Consider the following 25,110-nt stretch of genomic DNA (forward strand, 5'->3'; position numbering starts at 1 on the left):
CCCCGGTTGCCCAGGCAGAAAAAATCTAGATTAAGAGCTGGGGTTGTCTCTTCCGGTGGGTTGGGACGGGGGGATTTGGGCGGCAATAATGCCCACCATCAACCACCAGAGGGTATTGACCTGGGGGCGATACCAAACGGTATCAAATAGACCTTGGATCAATAGCCCAGTCATAGCGGCGATCGCCCCAACTAACCAGAGTCCTTCTATTTTATGCCGGGACTGAAAGTCTTTAAGGCTTTGTAAAGCTTGGCTAAAGATATTAATCAGCAACCACACAAACGTGGTCAAACCTAGTAAGCCTGTTTCCACAGCAGTTTCCAAAAAAATAGAATAGGCACTCAGGGCAGAAAAACGACTTTCCATATACTGGGGATACACCGCATTAAAGGCGTCATGGCCTGGCCCAATCCCCAACAGGGGGCGATCGCCAATCATCCGCAGTACCGCCCACCACACATTAATCCGAAAATTATTACTACTATCGCCCCGCCAGGAAAAAATACTCAACAACCGCAGACGAATGGCATCAACACCCAATACCGCAATCAGGATTAGCCCCGCCCCAAAACCAAAACACAGGGGCAGCAACCATTTGCGCCAAAAAGGACTGAGGCGATCGCCATACCAACTGTAGAGCAATAACCCTCCCACAACGGCGGCCCCCACCATGGCTAACCAACCACCCCGACTATCGGTAAAAAATAGGCAGGCTGCATTGGTCGCAAACATGGCCCCTGCTAGGGTTTTCTGGATCTTGGTGCGCCAAATTAGCATCGCTACCCCACTAAAGGCGATCGCCCCCAGCAGATAACCGGCCAGGAGATTTGGATTCCCCAGATAGCTGTAGACCCTAGTGTCATTGGCAAATTCCGACAAGGGGTCATTCCAGGTGGCCAACTGTTCTACCCCAAAAAATTCCTGGCGAATCCCATAGCCACTCACCACCAGGGACACCATTAAATACACCCAAATGACCCCTGCGAGAATTTTGGGCGATCGCAATATCCGCGCACAAAATGCAAAGAAAATTAGATATAGCAACAGTTGCACCAATCCCGATAAGGCCGCTCCCTTAACCGGTGACAAGACCGTGGCGATCGCCGCAATGCCCCCATACAGAGCCACCAAAAGATGAATCCCTGTCACTTGTCCTAGGGGGAGATCCGACAGGCTCAGTAAAACCCAATAGCCCGCACAGGCCAACAGCAAAAACCCGATTAAGGTTGTCGAAACAAAGGGCGCTGCCACCAGTAACACGCAGAGAACCATTGCCCCTAGGGGCTCTGCCCATTGCAATAACCAACTACCGCCCCGCCAAGCCTGTAAAAGTCCGAACACCCGATAACTTACACTGGCCCGTAACCAAGGCTCAAAGGGAAAGCGCAAAAAGAGAATTTGCTGCCACACTGCCGCCATGAACCATCAACCTCAGTATTGTGTAACTGTTCATTGTAGGGGAGATTTAGCCGTCGTCATCACCATACAACTCATCGAGGGACTGCTTCTCGTATAAATCTTTTAAATTCTGGTGCCGCTCCCGCCGGGAAGTACGCCGATATTTTTTGGTCGCCAATTTCGGTTCCTGGATTTGTTTCCCTGCAGCTGTAATTTTTACTTTAAGATTGTCTTCTTCATCCCGTTGCTGTTGCTGGGCTTCACGGTAGGCGATCGCCTCTTCAAGAAATTTCTCATAGATTTCATAGCGTTCCCAATCCCGTCCCACCGCGCAGTTGGGTTCCTGCAGGTGGAGACAATCCTTGAACTGGCAGTTTTCTTCCTTGAGTTGGGCACGAATCTCTGGAAAATAGCCCCCCAAATCCTGGGGGAGTACCGACCAATCCGGCTGATTAAACCCAGGGCTATCGGCCAAGAGACCCCCCTGGGGCAGCGAAAATAATTCCACATGGCGGGTGGTGTGTCGTCCCCGTTGCAATTTGCCCGAGACTTCGCCTACCCGTAGCGCCACCTGAGGGATTAAACGATTGATGAGACTTGATTTACCCACCCCCGAAGGCCCAGCCACTACGGTGATTTTATCCTTGAGTCTTGCTTCTAGGTCGGCCATGCCAGCATCCTGGATCACACTAAAAAAGACAGCTCGATAACCCCATTGTTGTAAGCGTTCGGCCCAGCTCTGCTGTTCTGTTGTCGAGAGCAAATCCTGTTTATTAAGACCGAGTAATAATGGCAATCCCGTTGACTCTGCTTTGATCAAGAAGCGACTCAGTTGCCAGGGATCAAGAGATGGCTCCGCCAGGGCAAACACCAGTAACAGTTGGTCAGCATTGGCCACAGGGGGCCGATCTAAAACGGTGCGGCGGGATAAAACCTGCGCGATCGCCCCCCGTCTGTCTTGAAAATCTGCTTCCTCAACGATGACCTGGTCTCCCACCATGACCCGTTGACCAATTTTTTTTAAGCGAGCCCGTCGTGTACAGAGCAAATGCCCTGCCCCGGCTTGGAGTTGCACATGGTAGAAGTTTGCCTGAACCGCCGTTACGGTTCCCTGGAGGTTCCCTGGAGTTGCTCCGCCACTCATGTCGCCGGACAACGGACCCATAATGCGTAATGGCCCTCCGGTTGGGCGATCGCCTTTTCTACCAAATACCCTTCCATCGTCAAACTATCCGGCACCTGCTCCATGGGTTCCCCCGCATCAAGCCACACTTCTAGCAGGGCATTGGGGGCCATTTTCTTCAGTTGTAATTTCGTACGCACAAAATTAATCGGGCAGGGTGTCCCCCGCAAATCTAACCGTGCGTCTGCCTCTAATGGTTGCGGATTGCTCATTTGTTATGGAATAGGTTCCCCAATAACCCTTCAAAGCCACCTTTGCTATGTTCAGTGCCCTTTAATTTCGCCAGTTGGTGCAGTAGTTCTTTTTCTTCCCGACTTACCTTTGTCGGAATCACGACTTTGACCGTAATCAAATGATCGCCACGGCTCACTGGATTACCCAGTTTAGGCACCCCTTTTCCTTCCAAGGTGAGGACTTTGTTGGGCTGTAAACCTGCTGGAATAGTTAAATCTTCTGTGCCGTCAACAGTTTTCACCTTCACGGTGTCCCCCAGGATTGCCTGGAGATAACTAATTTCAATTTCCGAGAGGATATTCGTGCCGTCGCGGCGGAACTCTTTATCAGCATTGACAGCTAAATAAACGTAGAGATCCCCAGGCGGGCCACCTTTTACACCAGCATCACCTTCCCGCGATACCCGCAACCGAGTGCCACTATCAACCCCAGCTGGAATCGTGATTTTGAGCTTTTTCGTCTCTTGCTTGCGGCCAGCACCACCGCAGGATTCACATTTGTCGGCGATTACTTGCCCTTCTCCGTTACAGGTTGGACAAACAGAAACCTGGGCAAAACTACCAAAGGGGGTGCGGGTCGCCCGTCGGACTTGACCGGTACCGTTACAGGTGCCGCAGGTGTTTGCCGAAGTGCCAGCCTTTGCCCCGGAGCCACTACAGATTTTACAGGTCTCTAGGTGGGGAATACGGATTTCCTTTTCTCCCCCAAAAATTGCTTCTTTAAAGTCGAGCTTTAGGTCTAGGCGGAGGTCATCACCCCGCATTGGCCCACTGCGTCGGCGACCGCCCCCGGTGGCACCAGTCCCCATACCGCCAAAACCGCTGAAAATTGTCTCAAAAATATCAGCAAAGCCGCCCATGTCGCCGTAATCAGCGCCAGCAGCCCCGGCCCCAGAGACCCCAGCTTCACCAAAGCGATCATAACGGGCTCGGGTTTCCGGTTCCGAGAGAACCTCGTAGGCACGGTTAATTTCTTTAAATTTTTCTTCGGCCCCAGGGTCTTTATTCACATCTGGGTGATATTGACGCGCTAGACGACGATAAGCCCGCTTGAGTTCATCTTTCCCACAATCACGGGAGACACCGAGAATTTCGTAAAAGTCGCCTGCCATAAACCTTTTCTAATAACGAGCACAATCTAGCCTTTACCAATCTTAACTTGAACTGGGAAAACCTGAAAAGTGTTGTGGGGAATAGTTGTTTTGTCTGGGTCAAGGTTTAGCCACAACCCAATCAGTCAATTGCTTCGTAATCCCCAGTGATATTTCCTTCGCCATTTTCGACGACCACGCCGGCCTCGGTGGGAAATTCGATCAAATCATTGCCAGCAGTATCTGGCATGGAAACCACTGAGATGGGCTGATAAGTCGGTGTATCGCCCTCACGGTCATAGAGTTTTGAGCCAATGGCCAGGAGTGCCGTCTTAAAGTCTTCGAGTAGGCGGCGAATTTCGGCACTGGAGAAGGAACGGTCGGTAAAGGATTGTTCTAAAACAGCACGTTTTTGAATGAGTTGGGTTTTTACTTCTTCGGTGAGCAATTCACTATTTTCCCGCAGGGTGGCATCTAGGCTATAGAAGAGGCTATCGGCTTGGTTTTGAAGGTCAACTACCTGGAGACGCTGGCGGTCTTGTTCTGCGTATTTTGCGGCTTCGGCGCGCATGGCTTCAATTTCAGCGGGGTCAAGGCCACCGGTATTGGTGATTTTAATGCCCTGTTCTTTGCCGGTGCCGCGATCCTGGGCGGACACTTGCAAAATACCGTTGACGTCAATTTCGAAGCTTACTTCAATTTGGGGTAAGCCCCGGGGAGCAGGGGGAATCCCTGTAAGCAAAAACTTCCCTAGACTTTTATTGTCTTTCGCAAGGGCCCGCTCACCTTGTAAGACATGAATTTCTACGGAAGTTTGGCCATCGGTGGCGGTGGAAAAAACTTGGGAGTTGTTGGTGGGAAGGGTGGTGTTACGGTCGATGATTTTGGTAAAGACTTCGCCGAGGGTTTCGATGCCGAGGGAAATGGGGGTGACATCAAGGAGAAGCACATCTTTTACTTCGCCATTCAGGACACCGGCTTGGATCGCCGCACCAATGGCGATCGCCTCGTCAGGATTCACTGAGCGGTCAATTTGTTTGCCATGGAAAAAACCTTGAATAGCCTGCTGGACTGCGGGAATGCGCGTAGAGCCGCCCACCAAAATAATTCGATCAATATTATCAACCGTTAATTCCGCATCTTTGAGAGCTTGGTCTACAGGGTGGAGGGTCGCCTCAATATAATCTTTGACCAGCTCCTCAAACTTCGAGCGACTCAAATCAATTTCAAAATGCTTGGGGCCAGTGTCATCGGCGGTAATAAACGGCAAATTAATTGACGTTGTAATGGTGCTAGACAATTCGATCTTGGCTTTTTCTGCCGCTTCCCGGAGCCGTTGGAGGGCCATCTTATCGCTGCTTAGATCAATGCCTTCGAGTTGCTGAAACTTTTCGACCATCCATTCCACAATGGCATTGTCGAAATCATCGCCACCGAGTTGATTGTTCCCAGACGTGGCCTTGACCTCAAACACCCCATCCCCCAATTGCAAGATTGAGACATCGAAGGTTCCACCTCCAAGGTCAAATACCAGGATGAACTGTTCTTGATCCTGTTTGTCTAAACCATAGGCAAGGGCTGCCGCCGTAGGCTCATTAATGATTCGGAGTACCTCAAGACCGGCGATCGTCCCAGCATCTTTAGTGGCTTGCCGTTGGGCATCAGTAAAGTAGGCTGGCACAGTGATGACCGCTTGAAAAACCTCCTCGCCTAAAAATGCCTCTGCATCGGCCTTGAGCTTTTGGAGAACCATTGCTGAAATTTCCTGGGGCGTAAAAACCTGTTTCCGCACCGCCACATCAACGGTATCGTCCTTTCCCTTAACGCATTTGTAAGGAACCCGACGCCGCTCTTGTTCTGTGTCATCCCAGCGACGGCCAATGAACCGCTTGATACTATAGACTGTGTTCTCGGCATTGGTTACGCTTTGGCGTTTTGCCAATTGACCCACGAGGCGAATCTCACTTTTACCAAAACCGACAATGCTTGGCGTGGTGCGTGCCCCTTCTGCATTGGTGATCACAATGGGATTACCGCCCTCAAGGACAGAAACACAGCTATTGGTAGTGCCAAGATCGATGCCAATTACTTTGCCCATGGTTCGCAGCCGGAAGACGATAAGGATTTTTTCAATACTACTGAAGATTTTGTCTGGGGCCAGGAACTGCAACAGTTTATGCTTATAGGCCCCATCGCAAAAATGTGGGTTTAACCCTTAACTTTCACTGGTGCTGGTTTCGTCGTTAGGCGTTTCTTCAGGAGCAGCGGCAACCTTAACCATGGCATGGCGTAGCACCATATCTCCTAAAAGATAGCCACGCACGACCTGTTCAATCACAGTGCCTTCTGGGTGCTCACTGGTGGGTTCTTGGAAGATCGCCTCGTGGAAATTGGGATCAAATTCTTCGCCCTCGGGACGCATCGCAGAGACGCCAATTTTTTTCAGGCCATCGACAAGTTGTTTGTAAACTCCTTGATAGCTTTTGTGAATTGTCATTTCACCATCGGTGGAAGGCTTGATCTGCAGTCTAGCCCGCTCAAAGTTGTCAACGGCCCCCAGGATTTCATTGACGGTATTGCACTTGATGCGCAATTCCATTTCTTCTTTTTCTTTACTGGTGCGTTTGCGAAAATTTTCAAAGTCGGCGGCGATCCGCATATATTGGCTTTTGAAATTTTCGGTTTGTTGACTTTGGGTACTGAGCTGTTGACGCAGGGTACTGACCTCCTGCTGGAGGGCGGCAATGACAGCTTCTAGTTCGGCACCATCGAGGGGCGTGTCATCGGCCTCCTGGTCAGGGGCTTGGTCTGCTGTATCGGTGTTTGTTTCGACTTGAGCTTCGATCGTCGCGGCATCCTCCCCAAGGTTAGACTCGATGGTTGTCTCGGGGGCCTCGTCGGAAACAGACTCGGGCGTGCTTCCTGGATCAATTGGGCTATCAAGATTTTTCGCGTCTTCTACCATGGTTGCTTGAACTAGTTATTTTTAGGATTGGCTATGGGTTTATATCGATGTTTTTAGTCGTTTCTATCCTAGTAGTGTTGGTGGGCGATCGCCTAACCTAGAGTAAAAACATCAAATATAGGTCTTTTAACATTACCAAATGTAACATTGTCCCCCATGGTTCCCATCTTTCCCCGGTAAAAAGAACAAAACTTCAAGCAACCGCTATATTGGAAAGAAATAGTATTGGTACCGTAACCTACACAAACAGTCGCCATTACTCTGCTCTAGTCCTCTTGATCCCAAAAAGCAGATTCTTTCTGCTACATTCAGCATTGAACATACGAATAATCACATTTTCAACCACTATCCCGCTTTTCTTTTTTGCCTAGTCTGCCGTCATTTGCCAATGCTGTCTGGTTTTTCCTATGACCCAATCTTCCCTTCCAAAACGGACAAGAGCCCTTGCCCTCCGCAATGATTTCTCTCCTTTCGGCAACAAGCTCATTCAACAGGGAGTTGTAGACCATCAACAGATGGAAAAAGCCCTCGTTGAAACCCGGCGTAGTGGACGCCCCCTCACAGCCATTGTCGAAGAATTAACCGGGAAAGCCCTATCCCCTGAGCTAGTTCGACAATACAAAAAGCATCATCTTTTTGAACTGAAGATTCTCTATGGTCTCAATTCCATTGATCCAGAAGTTCAAAAGATTGACATCGATCAGATGGGAGAATTGATCAACTCCCTAGTGCCGGTAGAATTATGCCGCCGCCATCGTCTCCTACCGATTCGTCAGATTCAAGATGAAGTCATTGTGGCGATGGTAGAACCCGACAACCTAGCCGCCCAAGATGATTTAAATCGCCTCTTTCGTCTGCAAAATCTGACGCTACGACGCATTGTGATCACAGAAGACGATTATCGCCAGGTTCTAGATGGCTATTTAGAGCAACAAGTCCAGATTCAAATTCAACAGCAGGAACAGGCAACTAAGGCGGCCGAAGCAGCAGAACTTAAAAAAGCAGTTGATATTGAAGATCTCGACCTGGGGGTGACTGGGGAATTAGATGAGCAGGAGGATGAAAGTGCCGACCTGATGAATGAAAATCAGGCCAGCTCTGCTCCGGTCATCAAACTCGTCAATAAAGTTCTCCTTAAAGCCCTCCAGGAAGGGGCATCGGATATTCACATCGAACCCCAGGAAAATGATTTACGAATTCGCTTCCGCAAAGATGGGGTGTTGCAATATGCATTTGATCCGCTGCCAAAACGTATCGTCCCCGCGGTGACCGCCCGGTTCAAAATTATGGCCGATCTAGACATTGCAGAACGTCGTGTACCTCAGGATGGTCGGATTCGGCGGATGTTTAAGGGGCGTAAGGTGGACTTTCGGGTCAATAGTTTACCCAGTCGCTATGGTGAAAAAATTGTTTTACGGATTCTCGACAATTCTTCAACTCAGTTAGGTCTAGATTTGTTGATCACCAACCAGGACATCCTTGGGCAGGTACGGGAAATGGCCCAGCGGCCGTTTGGTCTGATTTTGGTGACGGGGCCCACGGGGTCAGGAAAATCAACGACGTTGTATTCGATCCTGGCGGAACGCAATGAGCCGGGCATCAACATCAGTACGGCAGAAGACCCCATTGAATATACGTTGCCGGGTATTACGCAGGTGCAGGTCATCCGGGAAAAGGGGATGGATTTTGCGTCAATTTTGCGGGCATTTTTGCGGCAGGATCCGGATGTCATTCTTGTGGGGGAAACCCGGGATAAGGAAACGGCAAAAACAGCCATTGAAGCGGCTTTAACGGGGCACTTGGTTTTAACCACTCTCCACACTAACGATGCACCAGGGGCGATCGCCCGCCTAGATGAGATGGGAGTTGAACCCTTTATGATTTCCGGGTCACTGTTGGGGATCCTAGCCCAGCGGTTAATGCGACGGGTTTGTAGCGAATGCCGTATCCCCTATCAGCCCACAGTGGAAGAGTTGGCACGCTACGGCATTTCCAGTAATGATCGCCGTCCTTTAACGGTGTACCGGGCCAATACCTTGACACCAGATCAGATTCAAGTAGCCAAAGAAGCAGGCAGTCTCTGTCCCAAATGTGGTGGCGGCGGCTATAAAGGCCGGGTCGGGGTCTATGAGTTCATGCAAAATAGCGAGGAAATTGAACGACTGATCAACAGCGGCGCGACCACAGACATGATTAAAGAAGTGGCGGTGCAAGAGGGCATGTTGAGTATCTTGGCCTACAGTTTGGAATTGGTCAAAGAAGGCCATACTACTTTTGAAGAGGTAGATCGCGTCACCTTTACTGATTCTGGTCTTGAGGCAGAACTCAAAGCGAAACGAAAAACGGGCCTTGTTTGTACCACTTGTAATGCTGAATTGCAGCCGGATTGGCTAGATTGCCCCTACTGTATGACGCCCCGCCTTTAATTAAGACTCATCAATCTTTGTTCCCGGGCGATCGCCTTTTGGGCAAAATAATGGCAACGACAATCTTTCACTCCACCTTTTTTCTTTTCCTATCTCAGGCGATCGCCCAAGGAGTAACAAGCCAATGGATTACATGATCGAAGACCTCATGGAGCAACTCGTAGAAATGGGCGGCTCCGATATGCACATCCAGGCCGGTGCCCCCGTTTATTTCCGAGTCAGTGGGAAACTTGGCCCCATTAACGAAGAGCCCCTTTCTGCCCAAGAGGCCCAGAAGCTCATTTTCAGTATGCTCAACAACACCCAACGCAAGGATCTTGAGCAAAACTGGGAATTAGACTGCTCCTATGGCGTCAAAGGACTCGCCCGCTTCCGGGTCAATGTCTACAAGGAACGGGGCTGTTATGCCGCCTGCCTGCGAGCTTTATCCTCTAAAATTCCCAACTTTGATCAGTTGGGTTTACCCGATATTGTGCGGGAAATGGCCGAACGTCCCCGGGGCTTGGTACTGGTGACGGGTCAAACGGGTTCGGGAAAAACCACCACCATGGCGGCGATGCTGGACTTGATTAACCGCACCCGGGCCGAACATATCCTCACCGTCGAAGACCCCATCGAATACGTTTTTCCGAATCACAAAAGCCTCTTTCACCAACGGCAAAAAGGAGAAGATACCAAAAGTTTTGCCAATGCTCTCCGGGCCGCTCTCCGGGAAGATCCAGACATTATCCTTGTGGGGGAAATGCGAGACCTCGAAACCATCTCCTTGGCCATCTCCGCCGCGGAAACCGGCCACCTTGTCTTCGGTACTTTGCACACCAACTCCGCCGCCAGCACCATCGACCGGATGTTAGACGTATTCCCGCCGATCCAGCAACCCCAAATTCGGGCGATGCTCTCCAACTCCCTCCTCGCTGTTTTTAGTCAATGTCTCGTGAAAAAAGCAAATCCGAAGCCTGGTGAATTTGGTCGGGCCATGGCTCAAGAAATTATGGTCGTCACCCCGGCGATCGCCAACCTCATCCGTGAAGGAAAAAGCGCCCAAGTTTACTCAGCGATCCAAACGGGGATGAAACTCGGCATGCAAACCATGGAGCAAGCCCTGGCGGGTTTAGTGGCCACAGGAAGTGTTACCTTCGAAGAAGCCTTGTCGAAGAGCGGTAAACCCGATGAACTCCAACGACTCGTGGGGGGGGCATTGGGGGGCAGTCCAACCGCAAAACGTCGCTAAACAAATATTGTCGGTTAAGCTGGCAAAAGACACCTTTTATCCCATTTTTCCCAGTGAACGAAAGCCATGGCACAGTATGTCGCACAAGTCGTTGATCGCAACGGTCAAAAACTAAAAGAAAAAATCGAAGCCAATTCACCCGAACAAGCCCGCACCATGCTAGCGACACGCTACCCAGAAGTGGGCAAAATCATGAAGCCGGGGGAAATTGATCTCTCGTTTTTGGAAGAAGCCCTCGCTAAGGTTTCCATTAAAGATAAAGCCGTATTTTCGCGACAATTTGCGGTGATGATTAATGCTGGGGTGGCGATCGTTCGCTGTTTGAGCATCTTGGGAGAAAACCACTCCAATATCAAGATGCGTAAAGCCCTCACCGCCATCAAAACCGAGGTGCAGCAGGGGGTTAACCTTTCCGATGCGATGCGGCCCCACGAAGAATGCTTCGATACCCTATATGTCAGCATGGTAGAAGCCGGGGAAATTGGTGGGGTACTCGATGAAGTCCTGAACCGTTTGGCGAAGGTGCTCGAAGACATGGCCAAACTGGAAAACCAAATCAAATCGGCCATGACTTACCCGATGGCGGTGGCGTTTTTGGCGGTGGCAGTATTCTTTGGGATGACTGTCTTTTTGATTCCAGTTTTTGCCGATATTTTTGAAAGTATTGGCACGGAACTTCCGGCTTTAACGATCATCATGATGGGGATCAGTAACTTTCTGCGGACTAACGAAGGGTTATTACCGATGCCTTTTGGGAATGTGCTCCTGATGATCATTGGTGCCAATATTCTCTTTTTTGCGATCCGCCGTTACTACAACACCGAAATGGGGCGGTGGCAAATTGACTCTCTGTTACTCAAGTTGCCTTTATTTGGGGACTTGCTCCGGAAAAATGCGGTGGCCCGTTTTTGTCGGATTTTTGGGACGCTAACCCGGTCTGGGGTGCCGATTCTAAATTCCTTTGACATCGTCGGTGCCACGGCGGGAAATGTGGTCATTGCCAAGGCAATTAATGATGCCAAGTCTGAAATTCAAGAAGGAGGGATGTTAAGTGTGGCCCTCGATCGTGACCGAGTTTTTCCGATTCTGGCGATTCAGATGATGACCATTGGTGAGGAAACAGGGGAATTAGATAGCATGATGATGAAGGTGGCAGATTTCTATGAGGATGAAGTAGAGCAGACCGTGAAGGCGTTAACCAGTATTTTGGAACCTGCGATGATGGTCATTATTGCAACAATGGTTGGCGTGATTTTGCTATCGATGTATCTACCAATGTTTAAGGTATTTGAAGATTTGGGTTAGGACAAACAATGACCGGACAGCAAAGTCAGTATGAAATGCTTTTAGCGACCTACAGTGATCGACGGACGGCGATCGCCTTACTAAAGCAACATCGCCCTTACCTTTCCCTCGTGCCTAGTGTCCGGCGTCCTGAGGGGAGTTTAATTGTGATTCCGCTGCCAGTGATGCGCCTCCTCAGTAAAACTGAACAGCAGTCCACCCCAAAAACCTTTATTTTGCCCTGTGATCTGGCGATTTTAACCTGTGATCCGGAGTGGCAAATTAAGCTCGATGCGGAAATTATGGTGTTTATCCATCGGCCTGGGGAAACCTTTTCGGAGCTACTGTTGCGCTGGCGTCATACCCAGGTTTCCCTCGATCAAGAATACGAGTGGTTAATGCCAGAGTCGGAGGCCCACATGGTCAGTAATCTTCCGGCCCAGATTCATCCTCTGTTTGTGGTGTTTCCGACGACACCTGACTACATTATTAAAGGACTCACGGGGGCACACTTACCCTTTGTTCTCCAGGAATCACCGCTGCCTGAACCGGAGTCTGTCCCTGAGGTTTTCGTCACCGGAAATTAACGGCTAAGAAATTCAGCAATGGCTTGGGCGATCGCCTTTGTGCCCGTTTTATCGACGGGTTGATTTCCTTGGGGTGGTTGGGACGTTTCCCGGAGAAAATCCCACTGGCCTTGGGCAAATTGCACCGGATCTAAAATTTGGTGGTGGCCGTATTGTTGGAGATTTTTAATTAAAATTGGCCCTTCAGCAAAATCGTCCCTGGGCAGCGTCACAACGGGAAGATCAAGGCGCAGGGCTTCGGCATAGGTGCTAAAGCCCGGTTTTGAGATGACCCGATCACACAAAGGCATAAAATCAACGGGGCGGTATTGGGTCTCTGTAATTTTGCGGAGATTTTCTAAATTGGGGGCGTTACGGTCAAAGCTAATGAATTGATAATCAGGAAATTGCGCCAGCGCTTCATAGGGCATGCCGGCAAAACCGAGACCACCAAAACTGAGAAGAATAGTTTTTTCCTTGGGATGAAGGAGCTGGAATTTTTGTCGCAGGGCTGCTAGATCATATTGCGGATCACCCCCCGTCAGTCCCACATCGGTAACGTTTGCAAAATTCCCCATGGGTTCGTGCAGGGGTAAACGAAACAGGCGATCGCCTTGGCGATAAAGCGCTGTGATCCAGTCCGCTTCTGGCAGAAATTCTCCTCCCCAACTCCGGTAGATAAAGTCCCAGCCAAAATTCCCCATACACCAACAGGGAATGTCGGCACCATGGGCAATGGAGATCGCCAGGGGGGGTAAATCAGCTAAGACCAATTGGGCGCGATTTAACCGTAAAAAATCCACTTCTCCCGCAATGATCCGGGGCGATCGCCTGCGGATTTCCCGTAATTTCTCTAGGGTTGCGCCGTAGTCCATGGAGAAACTGTCCGCCTGAATCACTCCCACATCCAAGCGTTTCGGCCGTTGAATAAAATCCCCTTTCACATAACTTTTAATTAGCCAGTGGGGCGCCGTCGTCACAAAAATCAAGAGGACATCGGGCAACAATTGCTGCACTTGGGCCGCCACTGAAGCCACCCGCACCACATGGCCAAACCCATGACTTGTTATCGCCAAATACAAAACAGGACGCATAGAACTTTCCGCAATCGTTGCAATTAATTTAGACCATGGGAGGTTGGATTAAACCCTTGAGGGGGATCTGAAGCTGATCAGCCGTGAGATTTTTCCCCTGAACCAAGACATAAAAGCCCCCCAAACCCATGGGATCGATCAACTGATGCAGGGCATCCCGGCGACGAAAGAGAGTCATTACATCGGTGGGATTTTGGGATAAAGCATTGAGGCGATCGCCTAACCCCAAGGCCATCAAAAAGAGTCCCTGTTGCGTTAAACCTAAGGTTTTCAATCCCAGGGATTCCCCATGATTTTGCAGACTTGTAAAATCCACATGGGCCGTCAGATCCTGCTCGCCTAAATTGGCATAGGGATTATCATGGCGACGGTGCTGAAAATAGCATTGCAAAGTGCCCTGAGACCGTTGGGGATGATAATATTTTGCCGCCGGATAACCATAGTCAATGGTCAGAATATAGCCGGTTTTTAGCTTGGTCTGTAGCTGCTCTAACCAACCCAACATCCTCAGATTAACTTCTGTGCGATACCCTTCTGGGTAACTAGACCAGTCAAGATCGAGTCGCTCAAAATAAGCTTGAATTTGCGGCGTGGATAAGACATCAGTTACTTCTTGAAATGCATCCTTGGCAGGATCATATTGAATATAAATCTCCTTGAGTTCGCCGGCTTGAACTGTGACTAAATGCACCGGAAAAGCATCAAGCAATTCATTAGAAATAAAACAGCCTTGAATACTATTTTCTGGAAAGTCTGACCAATCACACCATTGAATTTTTACAGAGGAAAAGACTGTTAATTTTTCCTGTTGTTGCTGGCGGAGGGCCGGGGATTTTTCGATGATGTAATACTCAATCTCTTCAAGTTCGTCTGGATGATTTTTTTCGAGGTAGGTCAAAATATCCCGCACTAAATCCCCATTACCCGCTCCCATTTCAACGATCTGAAACGGCGATCGCCCCAAAATCTGCTTCATTTGGAGTAACTGTTCTGCCAATAATTCTCCAAAGTCTGGGCCGAGGGATGTGGCGGTAAAGAAATCCCCCTGGGCACCGATCGCCACCTTCCCGCTACTGTAGTAACCTGCCGTGGGGTGATAAAGCACCAATTCCATAAACTCAGCAAAAGTGAGTCGCTGGTGAGGAGTAGCTTGGAGTTTTTCCTGGAGAATCGCCAAAAGGGGAGAAGCCATGGACAAGTCCGTTAAAATGATGTGCGATTAGTGTATGCTGCCGCCTTTTTGAGGTGCAACCTTTTATCTGTGAAGTCTTCTATTTCTCCCACTGTTCCGCGACCGTCATTTCTTGCCTCTCTGTGGCAATTCTCTCGACCCCATACGATTATCGGTACGAGTCTGAGTGTTTGGGCCTTGGCGCTGTTGGCAGTGACCCCTGAAACAGTTTCCTGGGTCTATGGTCAGTCTGTGCTTGGGGCTTGGCTCGCTTGTCTGGCAGGCAATGTTTTTATTGTCGGCCTCAACCAACTGACGGACATTGACATCGACAAAATCAATAAACCCCATTTACCGGTGGCGGCGGGACATTTTTCCCGGAAAATGGGTTGGTGCATTGTCTGGTTTTGTGGTGCTTTGGCGCTGATTGTGAGTGCTTTCAGTGGCCTGTGGCTTGGGGTGACGGTGTGGGGAAGCTTGGCGATTGGGACGATGTATTCTCTGCCGCCGGTGCGCCTCAAGCGATTTCCCCTACTCGCGGCGATGTGTATTTTTACGGTGCGGGGTGTGGTGGTTAACCTCGGCCTCTTTGCCCATTTCCAGGCGATGTTACAGAACCCAGTGGTGATTACGCCGACGGTGTGGCTGTTGACGGGTTTTATTATTGTGTTTACGGTGGCGATCGCCATTTTCAAGGATGTGCCGGATCTAGAGGGCGATCGCCAATATCAAATCACAACGTTTACAATTCTGTTGGGCAAAAAACGAATTTTTCAGCTTTCATCGGGGATTATTTTTGCCTGTTACGCTGGTATGATTTTCGGTGAAATAACGATGACTACCAGTTTGAATCAACTGCTATTTATTGGGTGTCACATTATTTTAGGCAGTCTTCTATGGTGGCGTAGTCGTCAGATTGATCTTGAGTCGAAAAAATCCATTGCCAGCTTTTACCAGTTTATCTGGAAGCTCTTTTTCCTAGAATATCTCCTCTTTCCCATCGCCCATTGGGTTTAAAGTTATTGTTGTTTCAGCCAGTCCTGAATTAAGGCGATCGTCTCTATTTTGTCTTGAACTTTAACCATTTGTGATTGGGAAATTTTCTGGGCAAATAATAGCGCTTGGTGGGAACCTTGATCCGGTGAAATAATTAATGTAGGTGCGCTTAACTGAGATAGTTCGGGATTTAGATATTCTGCTTGGATTTCGCTAGGATGCCGCTGAAATAGGAGTCGCTGACTGGCCTGAGATTGGAGTAATTGTTGTCGATAGTTGAGCAGTTTTTGAATCTTTTGACCGAGGCCGATTAGTTTACCTAGGGGATAGAGTAGTTTTAAACCCCAAGGCAAAATAGGGATGGGTAATAGCAAGCATTTTTCAAGGAAATAACCAGCATTATTTGGCGCTTCAAAACCGATGGGGGAAAGCAAAACTAAACCTTGAATTTGTTCGGGATTATTCAGAGCGTAGCGGGCAGCTACCCAAGCCCCAAGGGAATCTCCCACGAAATAAATTTTCTTAAGATTTAACTGACTAAAAAACTCCGCTAAGATTTCACTCTGCCATTGAATTGATTGAGACAAAACTACCGGATCAGAATCCCCAAACCCCAGCAAATCTGGTGCAAAGCAATGGTAATCGTGCCCTAGATTTTCAAAAAATTCTAACCACTGGCTGCTGTCGCTATATTCCCGGTGAATAAAGGCGATCGCCTTTCCTTCTCCTGTTTCTCGCCAAAAAATCTGACCTTGATTTAAACGTAGGCGTCCATTCCGAACAACACATCCCATAAATATTTTTTGATGATCTTCAGCGAGGATTTTAATAAATAAACTGTTTAACGGAAAAATTCTTCAGAAACGATTCGCTTATTTAACCTTTCATCTGTTGCTTTTTCTCTTTTTTGAGATCCCGTTTACTGGCCGCTTCAATCTCCGCATCCATCAGGGTTTTACCCGTGGCCGCGAGATAAACGTCATCTAAACTCGGGCGGGACTGACTCAAGCTAAAAATAGGTAGTCCAGCAGCCTGAATGCTTTGCTCAATGGTGCTCAGGTGATTGCCCTGGCGACTCACCACCAGATTTAAAGAATTTCCTTGGGAGCCATTGATAATCACGCTCTCGACAAAATCTAAGGCTGAAACGACCTGTTGGGCTTTTGCTGCAGCCTGAGCCGTGGCAAATTCTTCGATACGTAACGTAATGCGATCGCCTCCCACTTTATCCTTGAGTTCATTGGGGGTACCGTTGGCGATGACCTTGCCTTGATCAATAATGGCGACTCCATCGGCGAGGGCATCAATTTCTTCGAGGTAATGGCTGGTGATAATCACTGTCGTCCCGGCTTCCCGCAGTTGCCGCAGAAAATCCCAAACTGCAACGCGACTTTCAATATCTAAGCCCACCGTCGGTTCATCCAAGACCAGTACATCCGGTTGATGGAGGAGACCTGCGGCCAAATCTAAGCGTTTCCGCAGACCACCGGAATAGGTGCCCGTTTTTTGGTCGGCATAGTCCATTAAACCCAGAGCATTGAGGAGTTGTTCAACCCGCTGGGGAATAAAGCTTTTCGGGAGATGATAGAGGGCTGCTTGTAAATTCAGCAGTTCTCGCCCGGTGAGAATTTTGTCGATCGCCACTTCCTGGGCCACATAGCCGAGCCGTTGCCGCACTGCTTTCGGTTGGGTCAAAGCAGAAATGCCGCAGACTTCGATCTGGCCCCCGTCCGGTTGGGCGAGGGTACAAAGACAGCGAATCGTCGTGGTTTTACCCGCCCCGTTCGGCCCTAATAGCCCAAATATTTTTCCCTGTTCCACCGTGAAGGAGACATCCTTTAACGCTTGGGTGGTGCCGTAGCTTTTCTGGAGGTGGTCAATGGCAACCGCAACAGTCATGGTCGGGGGAGTCCTCGCAATGGTTTGTCAAAATACTCAGTTGTGTATTGTATCGAAGTTCTTTACAATCCGTATTTTTCGCAGACTTGATCACCGATAAATTGCACCCAGGGTTTAAAAACGGGAATCAGTTCGGCCCGACTCGCCGTTAAACAAGGAAACGGGCGATCGCCATAATCTTGACCAATTTTGAGCGGAAACATCGGATTGGGTTCGAGGGATTCAATAGCTCCCCCAGCCGCCTGGATAATCGCCCACACCGCCGCAATATCCCAAATTTTTGAGGTAGCTTCTACCCCGCCCAGGGCGGCCCCTGCTGCCACAATCAGCACGTTATAACTGGCGACCCCCATTAAGCGGATCTTACAGGGGAAATTCGGTTGGGCGGCCACCGCTGTACTGCGGGCGCAGAGGTTAAAAATATGGTTTAAGCTTGGTTCATCGTCGCTGGTCTGGAGCGGTTCGCCATTACAAAAGGCCCCCGTCGGCCCCGTTAAACCGGAGTCCCCATACCAGTAGCCATGGAACGATTGGCGCAACCAAGGAAAATGCACATAGCCAAATACAGGAGTGCCTTTGTAGAGCAGGCCCAGGGAAATGCCCCAGATCGGAATGCCCCGGGTAAAGTTTGTTGTGCCGTCAATGGGATCAATCACCCAACACCAATCATTCCCAGGTAAAACATGGGTTTTTTCTTCGCTGAGAATGCCGTGGTCAGGAAAGGCTTTGGCGATCGCCTGACAAATTTCTCGATCAGACCACTGATCTGCTTCTGTCACGAGGCTACCATCGGCCTTGCGTACCGCCGTGAGCTTCCCGAATTTTTCCGTTAATTCTGCGCCAATCCGGTGGCTTGTGTCCGCCGCAAAGGTCAAAATATCCGTCCAAAATAATGCATCAACCATCGGTGCGCTAGATCCAGAAACGTTATCCCAGTCCAAAAAAGGCGATCGCCACTGAGTCAATCAATACCTCCTCTGGCTAAACAACCATAGCCCAAAACCCTTCAATCTCGCTATCTCTACACAAAAAAATCCTCCCTCTAAAAAAGAAGGAGGCAAATCATCCTCTCCTTGAGGGAGGTGCCGAAGGCGGAGGGTGTTTCCCTTGGGGGGGGGCGAGAAGGTGTTAGCGGACTGTGCCAGCCAGTTGATCAACGCGGATCGGCTTCATCAAATAGAGGCTGATGAATTGAGTTGCATTAGAAAGATAAGCCGGCAGCTTCTTCAACAACTTCACAGGCGCAGGCGCTTCGCTAGCATCGATTTCCCGCAACTTTTCGCTGTTCTTTACACAGGTTTCGAGACGTTCGTAAAACTCAGGCTTTTCAACATCGAGGATAATCGGGAAGACCCGGCCAGCAGTGTTGTTGGTTTCCCAAATGACTTCCTTGTCAAATTCCCGCGCATTCAAACCGATGGATTCGTAGAAACCATGGCGCTGGGTATCATTGAGATACATCGTTGCAAAAACGGACAGCAGGAAGAAACGGCACCACAACCGCGCTTTCCAATCGTTGAGGATGTTGGGCTGGGTTTTCATCAGCGCATCGAAGAAATCCCCGTGGCGGTTTTCGTCTTGGCACCAATTCTCAAAGAATTTAAAAATTGGGTAGATGCGATCTTCGGGATTTTTTTCGAGGTGGCGATAAATCTTGATATAACGCCAGTAACCAATTTTTTCGGAAAGGTAAGTGGCGTAGAAAATAAACTTCGGCTTAAAGAAAGTATAGCTGCGGCTCTTGGTGAGGAACCCAAGATCCAGAGACAGATTAAAGTCTGTCATCGCCTTGTTGAGGAAACCAGCGTGGCGCGCTTCATCCCGAGACATCAGGTTAAACCCTTCAGCCAACAGGGGATTTTTGTCCTTGAGGCGACGGCCCAATTCTTTGTAGAGCAAGAAGCCGGAAAATTCAGCGGTACAAGAACGCTCCAGGAACTCGATGAATAGTTGCCGGGTTTCTCCTTGGATATGGTCGAAGGAGATATCAAAAGACTCATCCCGGACAAAATGGTGACGGTTGTAGTCCACGCGGAATTCTTCGATGATCGCTTCCATCTCTTCTTCGTTGACGGAAAGATCCATCTTCGCCATTTCATCGAAGTCGGTGGTGTAAAAGCGGGGAGTCAGGATTGTTTCCTTCGCCGGAACCTTCACGCCGGGGCGCAATTCCTCTACGCCAGCAGATTTGTTAACAGTGCTTACCATATCTGTAATGTTTATTGCTTCCGTTTTTTATGGGGATCAGTCTCTTTTTTGCCAAATATAACCGCGTGAGACTTGGGGTTTTGGTTAGGTTACAGTCTAACAAGCTCTACACCAGGGTTTAAACCCTTTTTTGTGAATAGTTGATACACATTGTTACAAAATATTGCAAGATAAATCACGAAATAAAGGCGATCGCCCCTTTACTGGGCGCAAAATTTGCGGCATTGTTCTTAGCTTACTCTCAAGGCCCAAGCGTCATCTGACAAAGCAGATCATTTATGCTTCACCTTCTGGGATCGATGACCCAATGAGTACAATTAAATTGTAGAATTTGCGCCCTTAAAAGTTGTGATCAAGCCAAAATCACAGGATATCTGCCAAGTCCGCTGTGTTAATACGGATTTGGTGGCCCAAGCCAGTGAACAATTACCAGAGGGTGATTTACTCGAAGAAGCTCAGATTCTCTTTAACGCTTTAGCCGACAAATCCCGTCTCAAGATCCTGGCCGCTCTCAGTACAAGTGAAGAACTCTGCGTGTGTGACATTGCGGCTTTACTCAACATCAAAATTGCCACGACTTCCCACCACTTACGAAAATTACGCGATCTCAAAATCCTGAAATATCGGAATGAGGGGAAACTAGCCTATTACTCTCTCAGAGATCAACGGGTTGCTGAAATCCTGAGCCACACCCTTAACAAACTTGCACAATAAAACAAATCAACTTCAACTTGATCTGCGCTTATCGACAAAAAACATTCTAATATTAATTTGAATATCGAAATGTAAAACTAAGTCATGGGCGATAATTGCTGTCAAGCAAAAGCTTGTGCGTTGTCGAAACTAAAGCAACAACAAGCAAAAGTACTTTGGGCCGTGTTGTTTATCAACGCAGTAATGTTTCTGGTCGAATTTGGTGCTGGGATTCGAGCGGGTTCTCTCTCTTTAACTGGAGATTCTTTGGATATGTTGGGAGATGCCTTGGTCTATGCCAGCAGCTTGTATGTCATTAACAAGAGTGTGCAGGCCCAGGCTGGAGCCGCGTTCCTTAAGGGAGTCATTATGTTTTTGTTTGCGGTTGCAGTGTTTGCAAGGGCAAGCTACCAATTGTTCGCAGGCGTTAGCCCGGAAGCTTCCATTATGGGGACGATTGGTATTGTCGCGTTATTTGCGAATTTACTCTGCCTACTGCTTTTGACGCGTCATCGCAACGATAATCTCAATATGTCTTCTGTTTGGTTGTGTTCCCGCAATGACATCATTGCCAATACATCCGTGTTAATTGCTGCCGGATTGGTCTTTCTCACGAATTCCAAGCTGCCAGATTTGCTGGTGGGTTTTCTCCTGACCTTTGTCTTTGCCAAATCAGCCAGTAAAGTTTTGTCGCAATCGTGGCGAGAAATGCAACAACAATAACTAGAAATAAAAAAAGCTGATCCCACATCATGGCAGGATCAGCCTTTCTTAAATCACTAACATTCACCCTTTAGGTGTTGGGTTAGGTGTTGGGTCATGCCAGAACATTAGCGCTTGGCCATTTTCTTCGTTTCCACTTTGCGAAGACGGATGGATTCAGGCGTGACTTCTACGAGTTCTCCGGGGCCAATGTATTCGAGGGCACGTTCGAGGTTCATTTCCATGGGTGCTTGCAACTGAACCAGTTCATCACCGCTGGCAGCCCGATGGTTCGTGAGCTGTTTCGCCTTACAAACATTTAGCTCTAGATCTTGGGGACGGTTGTGCTCCCCAACAATCATGCCCTTGTAAACTTTAGTGCCTGGGGTGATGAAAAATTGGCCGCGATCCTCAGCGTTCTTGAGGGCATAGAAAGTTGCTGTTCCTTCTTCAAAGGCAGTGATGACGCCGTTATAGCGGGTATCAAAGTCACCACAGAGGGGCCGATATTCCAAGAAACTGTGGTTCATGATGCCAGCACCACGGGTGATCCGAATAAATTCACCCCGGAAACCAATCAAACCACGGGCGGGCACAACAAATTCGAGTTGGGTACGGCCGCCTGCGCCAGCCTGCATATCCTGCATTTCTCCTTTGCGCTGACCGAGCCGTTCGATACAGCTACCCACTGCTTCTTCCGGGACATCAAGCACAAGGTATTCAAAAGGTTCACAGGGTTTACCGTTGACTTCGCGGTAAATCACCTTGGGCTGGGCAACTTGGAATTCGTAGCCTTCGCGGCGCATGGTTTCGATTAAAATACCCAAGTGCAGTTCGCCTCGACCGGACACGGCAAAGCTATCGGCGGACTCACCATCTTCTACCCGTAGGGCGACGTTGGTTTCGAGTTCTCTTTCGAGGCGATCGCGGATTTGGCGAGAAGTGACAAACGTACCTTCCTGGCCCGCAAAGGGAGAATTATTTACAGAGAAGGTCATCTGTAATGTGGGTTCATCGACCTTAATCAGCGGCAAAGCTTGGGGGTCTTCAGGGGACGTCACCGTTTCCCCGATATTGGCATCGGCAAACCCAGCGACGGCCACGATCATCCCGGCAGTTGCTTCTTCGAGTTCAACGCGATTCAACCCTTCAAAGCCCATTAACTTCGCTACTTTTGCCTTGGTAATGGAGCCATCTTCTTTAATGAGAGCCGCCTGTTGTCCCGCTTTAATCGTGCCGTTGTGGAGACGACCAATGACGATCCGCCCAAGGTAATCGGAGTAATCGAGAGTTGTAACCTGTAACTGGAGAGGCTTATTGATATCTCCGGCTGGCGGGGGAACATGCTGCAGAATCGCTTGGAAGAGAGGTTCCATGTCCTCATTGGTATCGTCGAGGGATTCCCGGGCGAAGCCAGCTAAACCAGAAGCATAGAGGGTGGTGAAGTCACATTGGTCGTCATCAGCACCCAGTTCAACGAAAAGATCAAAAACCTTATCAACAGCGGTTTCAGGATTAACGTTGGGGCGGTCGATTTTATTGACGACAACAATTGGGCGTAGACCTTTTTCGAGGGCCTTTTTCAGAACAAAACGGGTCTGGGGCATCGGGCCTTCGTTGGCATCGACGATCAAGATACAACCGTCTACCATGCCGAGGACGCGCTCTACCTCACCACCGAAATCGGCGTGGCCAGGGGTGTCAACAATATTAATGAGAATGTCGTTATAACGGACGGCGGTGTTCTTGGAAAGAATCGTAATACCCCGTTCCCGTTCCAGGTCGTTGGAGTCCATCACGCAATCGGGGATGTCTTCGCCTTCTCGGAAAATGCCAGATTGATGTAAGAGAGCATCAACAAGGGTTGTTTTACCGTGGTCAACGTGGGCAATAATCGCGACGTTACGAATGGGAAGAGACATAAATTTTACGGATGGTTCCTAAGACCTGTAAATTTTTTTGACAATTTCTGCCCAATTGTAGCCTAATTATCATCTTTCTTAATATTTAAGTTATGAAGTTTCGACTACTGGGCAGGCGAGAAATCCAGGGTAGCACCGTCACGGCCAAGATTTACCAGATAAATATACGGAAACGTTGAAGGGCGACAGATAATACTGGCTGGTAGAGATAAAACTTTACCGTTGCCGTGGTTTTTGGAGAACTTTGCTACCGTGAAATCAGCTTCTCGCAACGGTTATGGAACATAGTCTTTTTTTAGAGCCCCCTGGAGTCAGACCCTGATCACGATTACCGCGATTGTTTGTCTAGTGCTGTTTGGCATGGTGCTGCTGTTCTTGATTGTGGGGTTCCAGCAACAGGAGTCTTATTTTTGGCTGTGGATCATTTTGCCCATTAGCATTTTAGGCATCACGGCATTATTTATGGTGCGGGGCTATCATCTGGACGGCGATCGCCTTTATATTGAGCGCCTCGGCTGGCAAACAGAAATCGCTTTAGACAATTTAGAAAGTGCCACCTACGATTCGACTGCTATGGATGGTTCATTACGACTGTTTGGTAATGGCGGTCTATTTGCTTTTACCGGCAAATTTTGGAATAAAAAGTTGGGGCGTTACGATGCCTATGCCACGGCGGTTCGGTTAGCGGTCGTTTTGAAATGGGCTGACCAGACCATTGTCGTCACCCCAGAAAAGCCGGAGCAGTTTGTCACCGCGATTCTCGGCCGTTAGATGCCGCCCACAAAACGCTGGGGACTCAAGATATTTTGGGGATCGAATTGCTGTTTAATACGGCGCATCAACGGTAGGGCGTCGCCTGGATAGCCCCAGGGTTCAAATTGCTGTTTGAGGCGATAGGGAGCATCTAAAATCGTGAAAAAACCGTGATGAACCTGACAAAATTCCCGGATGCTGCGGAATTGTCGGAGAAATTGGTCATGGGGAAACGCAACAAAACCCAGACCACTCTTGCAATGAACCCGGGCGATCGCCTGGCCATTGGTTAGGGTCTCAATGTGTTGCAACAGAGCCATACTTTGATCGGACAAAATGCCAACTTTGGTGCTGACCATTTCCCCAGATAAAGCTTCCCGTAGCTGTTCCCAGAGATTAAAGTTCTCCGGCCGGCTGACTAAACCCAAACGTTGCCCGATAGCGTCTAATTCCTGTAGTTGAGCCGTAATGCTCTCGCGGATCGCCTCAAAACGCAGCAACAAGCCCCAGTCTTCTCCAGTTCCCCTTTGTAACCGTTGCAATAGTCGGGGCGAGAGGAGATCTGCTGCCGCTGGCGTGAGTACAGAATTTAAAATTTGGCCCTGGGCTTGGCGTATCTGTGCGGGCGACCCAAGCATTAATATCGTCTGGGACTGCTCTTGGATCGGATACAGGCGAAACGTTAATTCGGTAATCGTCGCCAAGCTGCCATGGGAACCTGTGAGGAGCTTCATCAAATCATAGCCTGCCACATTTTTGACCACTTTTCCTCCGGCTTTTGCCAAGGTGCCATCGGCCCGGAGCATGGTGATTCCCAGGAGCAGATCCCGTACACCACCGTAACGTTGGCGCAAACTGCCGGTATCCGCTGTGGCCACAATTCCCCCTAGGGTCGCTTGGTCAGGAAAGCTGGGATCGAGGGGGAGATACTGTTTATGGGGCCTGAGATGGTTTTGCAGATCGGCAAAGGTGATGCCCGCTTCCACCGTAATGGTCAGATCATTAACGGCATGATCCACGATGCGGTTTAACTGTCGGGTGCTCACCAACCAGTCTACTTTCGGCGTGAGTCCGCCCCAAGTTAGCTTAGTGCCATTACCGCAGGGGATAATCGTGATTTGTTCCCGGTGGGCAGTGCGAAAGATTTCCGCGAGGGCAGCGTGGGAGTGGGGCACGAGCAGGGCTTCTGGGCTTTGACGGCTGATCTTTTCCATCTGCCGATGCCAATGGGGGTGACAATATTGCCACGCTTTTAGATCGATATTTTGGGTATCGGGGTCAACCACCAAAGCCAT

22 protein-coding genes are annotated in these 25,110 nt (G+C 49.2%); 8 read left to right on the forward strand and 14 right to left on the reverse strand.

The annotated features are described in order from the left end of the window. Window positions 1-30: 30 nt before the first annotated feature. The 6 genes from AWQ21_RS03465 to grpE form a co-directional block, all read right to left on the reverse strand. Window positions 31-1,419, reverse strand: a complete 1,389-nt coding sequence (locus tag AWQ21_RS03465; RefSeq protein ID WP_065713342.1) for an IctB family putative bicarbonate transporter — start codon at window positions 1,417-1,419, stop codon at window positions 31-33. Between the two features lie 46 nt (window positions 1,420-1,465). Continuing rightward, on the reverse strand, window positions 1,466-2,563 hold the full coding sequence (rsgA, locus tag AWQ21_RS03470; protein WP_065713343.1) for a small ribosomal subunit biogenesis GTPase RsgA: 1,098 nt from the start codon (window positions 2,561-2,563) through the stop codon (window positions 1,466-1,468). Beyond that, a complete protein-coding gene (locus AWQ21_RS03475; RefSeq protein WP_065713344.1) occupies window positions 2,539-2,793 on the reverse strand; it encodes a sulfurtransferase TusA family protein in 255 nt (84 codons plus the stop codon). Before AWQ21_RS03475 ends, rsgA begins: the two co-directional genes overlap by 25 nt. Continuing rightward, entirely contained in the window at window positions 2,790-3,926 is a 1,137-nt protein-coding gene (gene dnaJ, locus AWQ21_RS03480) for a molecular chaperone DnaJ (protein ID WP_065713345.1), read from the reverse strand. Before dnaJ ends, AWQ21_RS03475 begins: the two co-directional genes overlap by 4 nt. A gap of 121 nt (window positions 3,927-4,047) precedes the next feature. Next, complete coding sequence (gene dnaK / locus AWQ21_RS03485) at window positions 4,048-6,003, reverse strand: molecular chaperone DnaK (protein WP_065715200.1); 1,956 nt, start codon at window positions 6,001-6,003, stop codon at window positions 4,048-4,050. A 117-nt stretch (window positions 6,004-6,120) separates the two neighbouring features. Continuing rightward, entirely contained in the window at window positions 6,121-6,870 is a 750-nt protein-coding gene (gene grpE, locus AWQ21_RS03490) for a nucleotide exchange factor GrpE (RefSeq protein ID WP_065713346.1), read from the reverse strand. A gap of 407 nt (window positions 6,871-7,277) precedes the next feature. Here grpE and AWQ21_RS03495 point away from each other — a divergent pair, with 407 nt between their 5' ends. The 4 genes from AWQ21_RS03495 (at window position 7,278) to AWQ21_RS03510 (ending at window position 12,398) form a co-directional block, all read left to right on the forward strand. Beyond that, window positions 7,278-9,296, forward strand: coding sequence for a GspE/PulE family protein (locus AWQ21_RS03495; protein WP_065713347.1), 2,019 nt, complete (start codon window positions 7,278-7,280; stop codon window positions 9,294-9,296). A 124-nt stretch (window positions 9,297-9,420) separates the two neighbouring features. Continuing rightward, window positions 9,421-10,527, forward strand: a complete 1,107-nt coding sequence (locus tag AWQ21_RS03500) for a type IV pilus twitching motility protein PilT (RefSeq protein ID WP_065713348.1) — start codon at window positions 9,421-9,423, stop codon at window positions 10,525-10,527. 66 nt (window positions 10,528-10,593) lie between these two features. Continuing rightward, window positions 10,594-11,832 (forward strand): type II secretion system F family protein, encoded by a 1,239-nt coding sequence (locus tag AWQ21_RS03505; protein WP_065713349.1) that lies wholly within the window; start codon window positions 10,594-10,596, stop codon window positions 11,830-11,832. Window positions 11,833-11,840: 8 nt separating this feature from the next. Beyond that, complete coding sequence (locus AWQ21_RS03510) at window positions 11,841-12,398, forward strand: hypothetical protein (protein ID WP_065713350.1); 558 nt, start codon at window positions 11,841-11,843, stop codon at window positions 12,396-12,398. Here AWQ21_RS03510 and AWQ21_RS03515 read toward each other — a convergent pair. Both AWQ21_RS03515 and AWQ21_RS03520 read right to left on the reverse strand, forming a co-directional pair. Next, on the reverse strand, window positions 12,395-13,471 hold the full coding sequence (locus tag AWQ21_RS03515) for a glycosyl transferase (RefSeq protein WP_065713351.1): 1,077 nt from the start codon (window positions 13,469-13,471) through the stop codon (window positions 12,395-12,397). The two genes, AWQ21_RS03510 and AWQ21_RS03515, sit on opposite strands and share 4 nt — an antisense overlap. 28 nt (window positions 13,472-13,499) lie before the next feature. After that, window positions 13,500-14,663: a class I SAM-dependent methyltransferase gene (locus tag AWQ21_RS03520; protein WP_065713352.1), complete on the reverse strand. Its 1,164-nt coding sequence runs from the start codon at window positions 14,661-14,663 to the stop codon at window positions 13,500-13,502. Between the two features lie 69 nt (window positions 14,664-14,732). On the opposite strand from AWQ21_RS03520, the gene AWQ21_RS03525 reads away from it, so the two are divergent. Further along, a complete protein-coding gene (locus AWQ21_RS03525; protein WP_083998047.1) occupies window positions 14,733-15,659 on the forward strand; it encodes a homogentisate phytyltransferase in 927 nt (308 codons plus the stop codon). Between the two features lie 2 nt (window positions 15,660-15,661). Here the strand turns inward: AWQ21_RS03525 and AWQ21_RS03530 are convergent, their stop codons facing one another. The 4 genes from AWQ21_RS03530 to acsF form a co-directional block, all read right to left on the reverse strand. After that, window positions 15,662-16,432: an alpha/beta hydrolase gene (locus tag AWQ21_RS03530; RefSeq protein WP_065713353.1), complete on the reverse strand. Its 771-nt coding sequence runs from the start codon at window positions 16,430-16,432 to the stop codon at window positions 15,662-15,664. 82 nt (window positions 16,433-16,514) lie between these two features. Continuing rightward, window positions 16,515-17,537: an ATP-binding cassette domain-containing protein gene (locus AWQ21_RS03535; protein ID WP_065713354.1), complete on the reverse strand. Its 1,023-nt coding sequence runs from the start codon at window positions 17,535-17,537 to the stop codon at window positions 16,515-16,517. Between the two features lie 62 nt (window positions 17,538-17,599). Beyond that, window positions 17,600-18,442: an inositol monophosphatase family protein gene (locus AWQ21_RS03540; RefSeq protein ID WP_065713355.1), complete on the reverse strand. Its 843-nt coding sequence runs from the start codon at window positions 18,440-18,442 to the stop codon at window positions 17,600-17,602. A gap of 223 nt (window positions 18,443-18,665) precedes the next feature. Continuing rightward, the gene (gene acsF, locus AWQ21_RS03545; RefSeq protein WP_065713356.1) at window positions 18,666-19,745 is read right to left on the reverse strand and encodes a magnesium-protoporphyrin IX monomethyl ester (oxidative) cyclase; all 1,080 of its coding nucleotides are present in this window, start codon (window positions 19,743-19,745) and stop codon (window positions 18,666-18,668) included. 348 nt (window positions 19,746-20,093) lie between these two features. Between acsF and AWQ21_RS03550 the strand changes: the two genes are divergently transcribed. Further along, the gene (locus AWQ21_RS03550) at window positions 20,094-20,459 is read left to right on the forward strand and encodes a metalloregulator ArsR/SmtB family transcription factor (protein WP_065713357.1); all 366 of its coding nucleotides are present in this window, start codon (window positions 20,094-20,096) and stop codon (window positions 20,457-20,459) included. Between the two features lie 84 nt (window positions 20,460-20,543). Then, the gene (locus AWQ21_RS03555; protein WP_065713358.1) at window positions 20,544-21,161 is read left to right on the forward strand and encodes a cation transporter; all 618 of its coding nucleotides are present in this window, start codon (window positions 20,544-20,546) and stop codon (window positions 21,159-21,161) included. A 107-nt stretch (window positions 21,162-21,268) separates the two neighbouring features. On the opposite strand, the gene typA is transcribed toward AWQ21_RS03555, so the two are convergent. Further along, window positions 21,269-23,062: a translational GTPase TypA gene (gene typA, locus AWQ21_RS03560; protein ID WP_065713359.1), complete on the reverse strand. Its 1,794-nt coding sequence runs from the start codon at window positions 23,060-23,062 to the stop codon at window positions 21,269-21,271. Window positions 23,063-23,422: 360 nt separating this feature from the next. Between typA and AWQ21_RS03565 the strand changes: the two genes are divergently transcribed. Further along, window positions 23,423-23,833: a PH domain-containing protein gene (locus AWQ21_RS03565; protein ID WP_232315055.1), complete on the forward strand. Its 411-nt coding sequence runs from the start codon at window positions 23,423-23,425 to the stop codon at window positions 23,831-23,833. Here the strand turns inward: AWQ21_RS03565 and AWQ21_RS03570 are convergent. Beyond that, window positions 23,830-25,110 (reverse strand): FAD-binding oxidoreductase, encoded by a 1,281-nt coding sequence (locus tag AWQ21_RS03570; RefSeq protein ID WP_065713361.1) that lies wholly within the window; start codon window positions 25,108-25,110, stop codon window positions 23,830-23,832. The genes AWQ21_RS03565 and AWQ21_RS03570 overlap by 4 nt on opposite strands.

This window comes from Picosynechococcus sp. PCC 7003 (assembly GCF_001693255.1).
Taxonomy (GTDB): Bacteria; Cyanobacteriota; Cyanobacteriia; order Cyanobacteriales; family MRBY01; genus MRBY01.

Bases quoted from the DNA above. Each gene is read 5' to 3' on its own strand.
- rsgA (WP_065713343.1), bottom strand. From the start codon at position 2,563: ATGGGTCCGTTGTCCGGCGACATGAGTGGCGGAGCAACTCCAGGGAAC.
- AWQ21_RS03510 (WP_065713350.1), top strand. From the start codon at position 11,841: ATGACCGGACAGCAAAGTCAGTATGAAATGCTTTTAGCGACCTACAGT.
- AWQ21_RS03540 (WP_065713355.1), bottom strand. From the start codon at position 18,442: ATGGTTGATGCATTATTTTGGACGGATATTTTGACCTTTGCGGCGGAC.
- AWQ21_RS03475 (WP_065713344.1), bottom strand. From the start codon at position 2,793: ATGAGCAATCCGCAACCATTAGAGGCAGACGCACGGTTAGATTTGCGG.
- AWQ21_RS03465 (WP_065713342.1), bottom strand. From the start codon at position 1,419: ATGGCGGCAGTGTGGCAGCAAATTCTCTTTTTGCGCTTTCCCTTTGAG.
- AWQ21_RS03565 (WP_232315055.1), top strand. From the start codon at position 23,423: ATGGTGCTGCTGTTCTTGATTGTGGGGTTCCAGCAACAGGAGTCTTAT.
- AWQ21_RS03500 (WP_065713348.1), top strand. From the start codon at position 9,421: ATGGATTACATGATCGAAGACCTCATGGAGCAACTCGTAGAAATGGGC.
- AWQ21_RS03520 (WP_065713352.1), bottom strand. From the start codon at position 14,663: ATGGCTTCTCCCCTTTTGGCGATTCTCCAGGAAAAACTCCAAGCTACT.
- AWQ21_RS03505 (WP_065713349.1), top strand. From the start codon at position 10,594: ATGGCACAGTATGTCGCACAAGTCGTTGATCGCAACGGTCAAAAACTA.
- grpE (WP_065713346.1), bottom strand. From the start codon at position 6,870: ATGGTAGAAGACGCGAAAAATCTTGATAGCCCAATTGATCCAGGAAGC.
- acsF (WP_065713356.1), bottom strand. From the start codon at position 19,745: ATGGTAAGCACTGTTAACAAATCTGCTGGCGTAGAGGAATTGCGCCCC.
- dnaK (WP_065715200.1), bottom strand. From the start codon at position 6,003: ATGGGCAAAGTAATTGGCATCGATCTTGGCACTACCAATAGCTGTGTT.
- AWQ21_RS03535 (WP_065713354.1), bottom strand. From the start codon at position 17,537: ATGACTGTTGCGGTTGCCATTGACCACCTCCAGAAAAGCTACGGCACC.
- typA (WP_065713359.1), bottom strand. From the start codon at position 23,062: ATGTCTCTTCCCATTCGTAACGTCGCGATTATTGCCCACGTTGACCAC.
- AWQ21_RS03530 (WP_065713353.1), bottom strand. From the start codon at position 16,432: ATGGGATGTGTTGTTCGGAATGGACGCCTACGTTTAAATCAAGGTCAG.
- AWQ21_RS03555 (WP_065713358.1), top strand. From the start codon at position 20,544: ATGGGCGATAATTGCTGTCAAGCAAAAGCTTGTGCGTTGTCGAAACTA.
- AWQ21_RS03570 (WP_065713361.1), bottom strand. From the start codon at position 25,110: ATGGCTTTGGTGGTTGACCCCGATACCCAAAATATCGATCTAAAAGCG.
- AWQ21_RS03495 (WP_065713347.1), top strand. From the start codon at position 7,278: ATGACCCAATCTTCCCTTCCAAAACGGACAAGAGCCCTTGCCCTCCGC.
- AWQ21_RS03515 (WP_065713351.1), bottom strand. From the start codon at position 13,471: ATGCGTCCTGTTTTGTATTTGGCGATAACAAGTCATGGGTTTGGCCAT.
- dnaJ (WP_065713345.1), bottom strand. From the start codon at position 3,926: ATGGCAGGCGACTTTTACGAAATTCTCGGTGTCTCCCGTGATTGTGGG.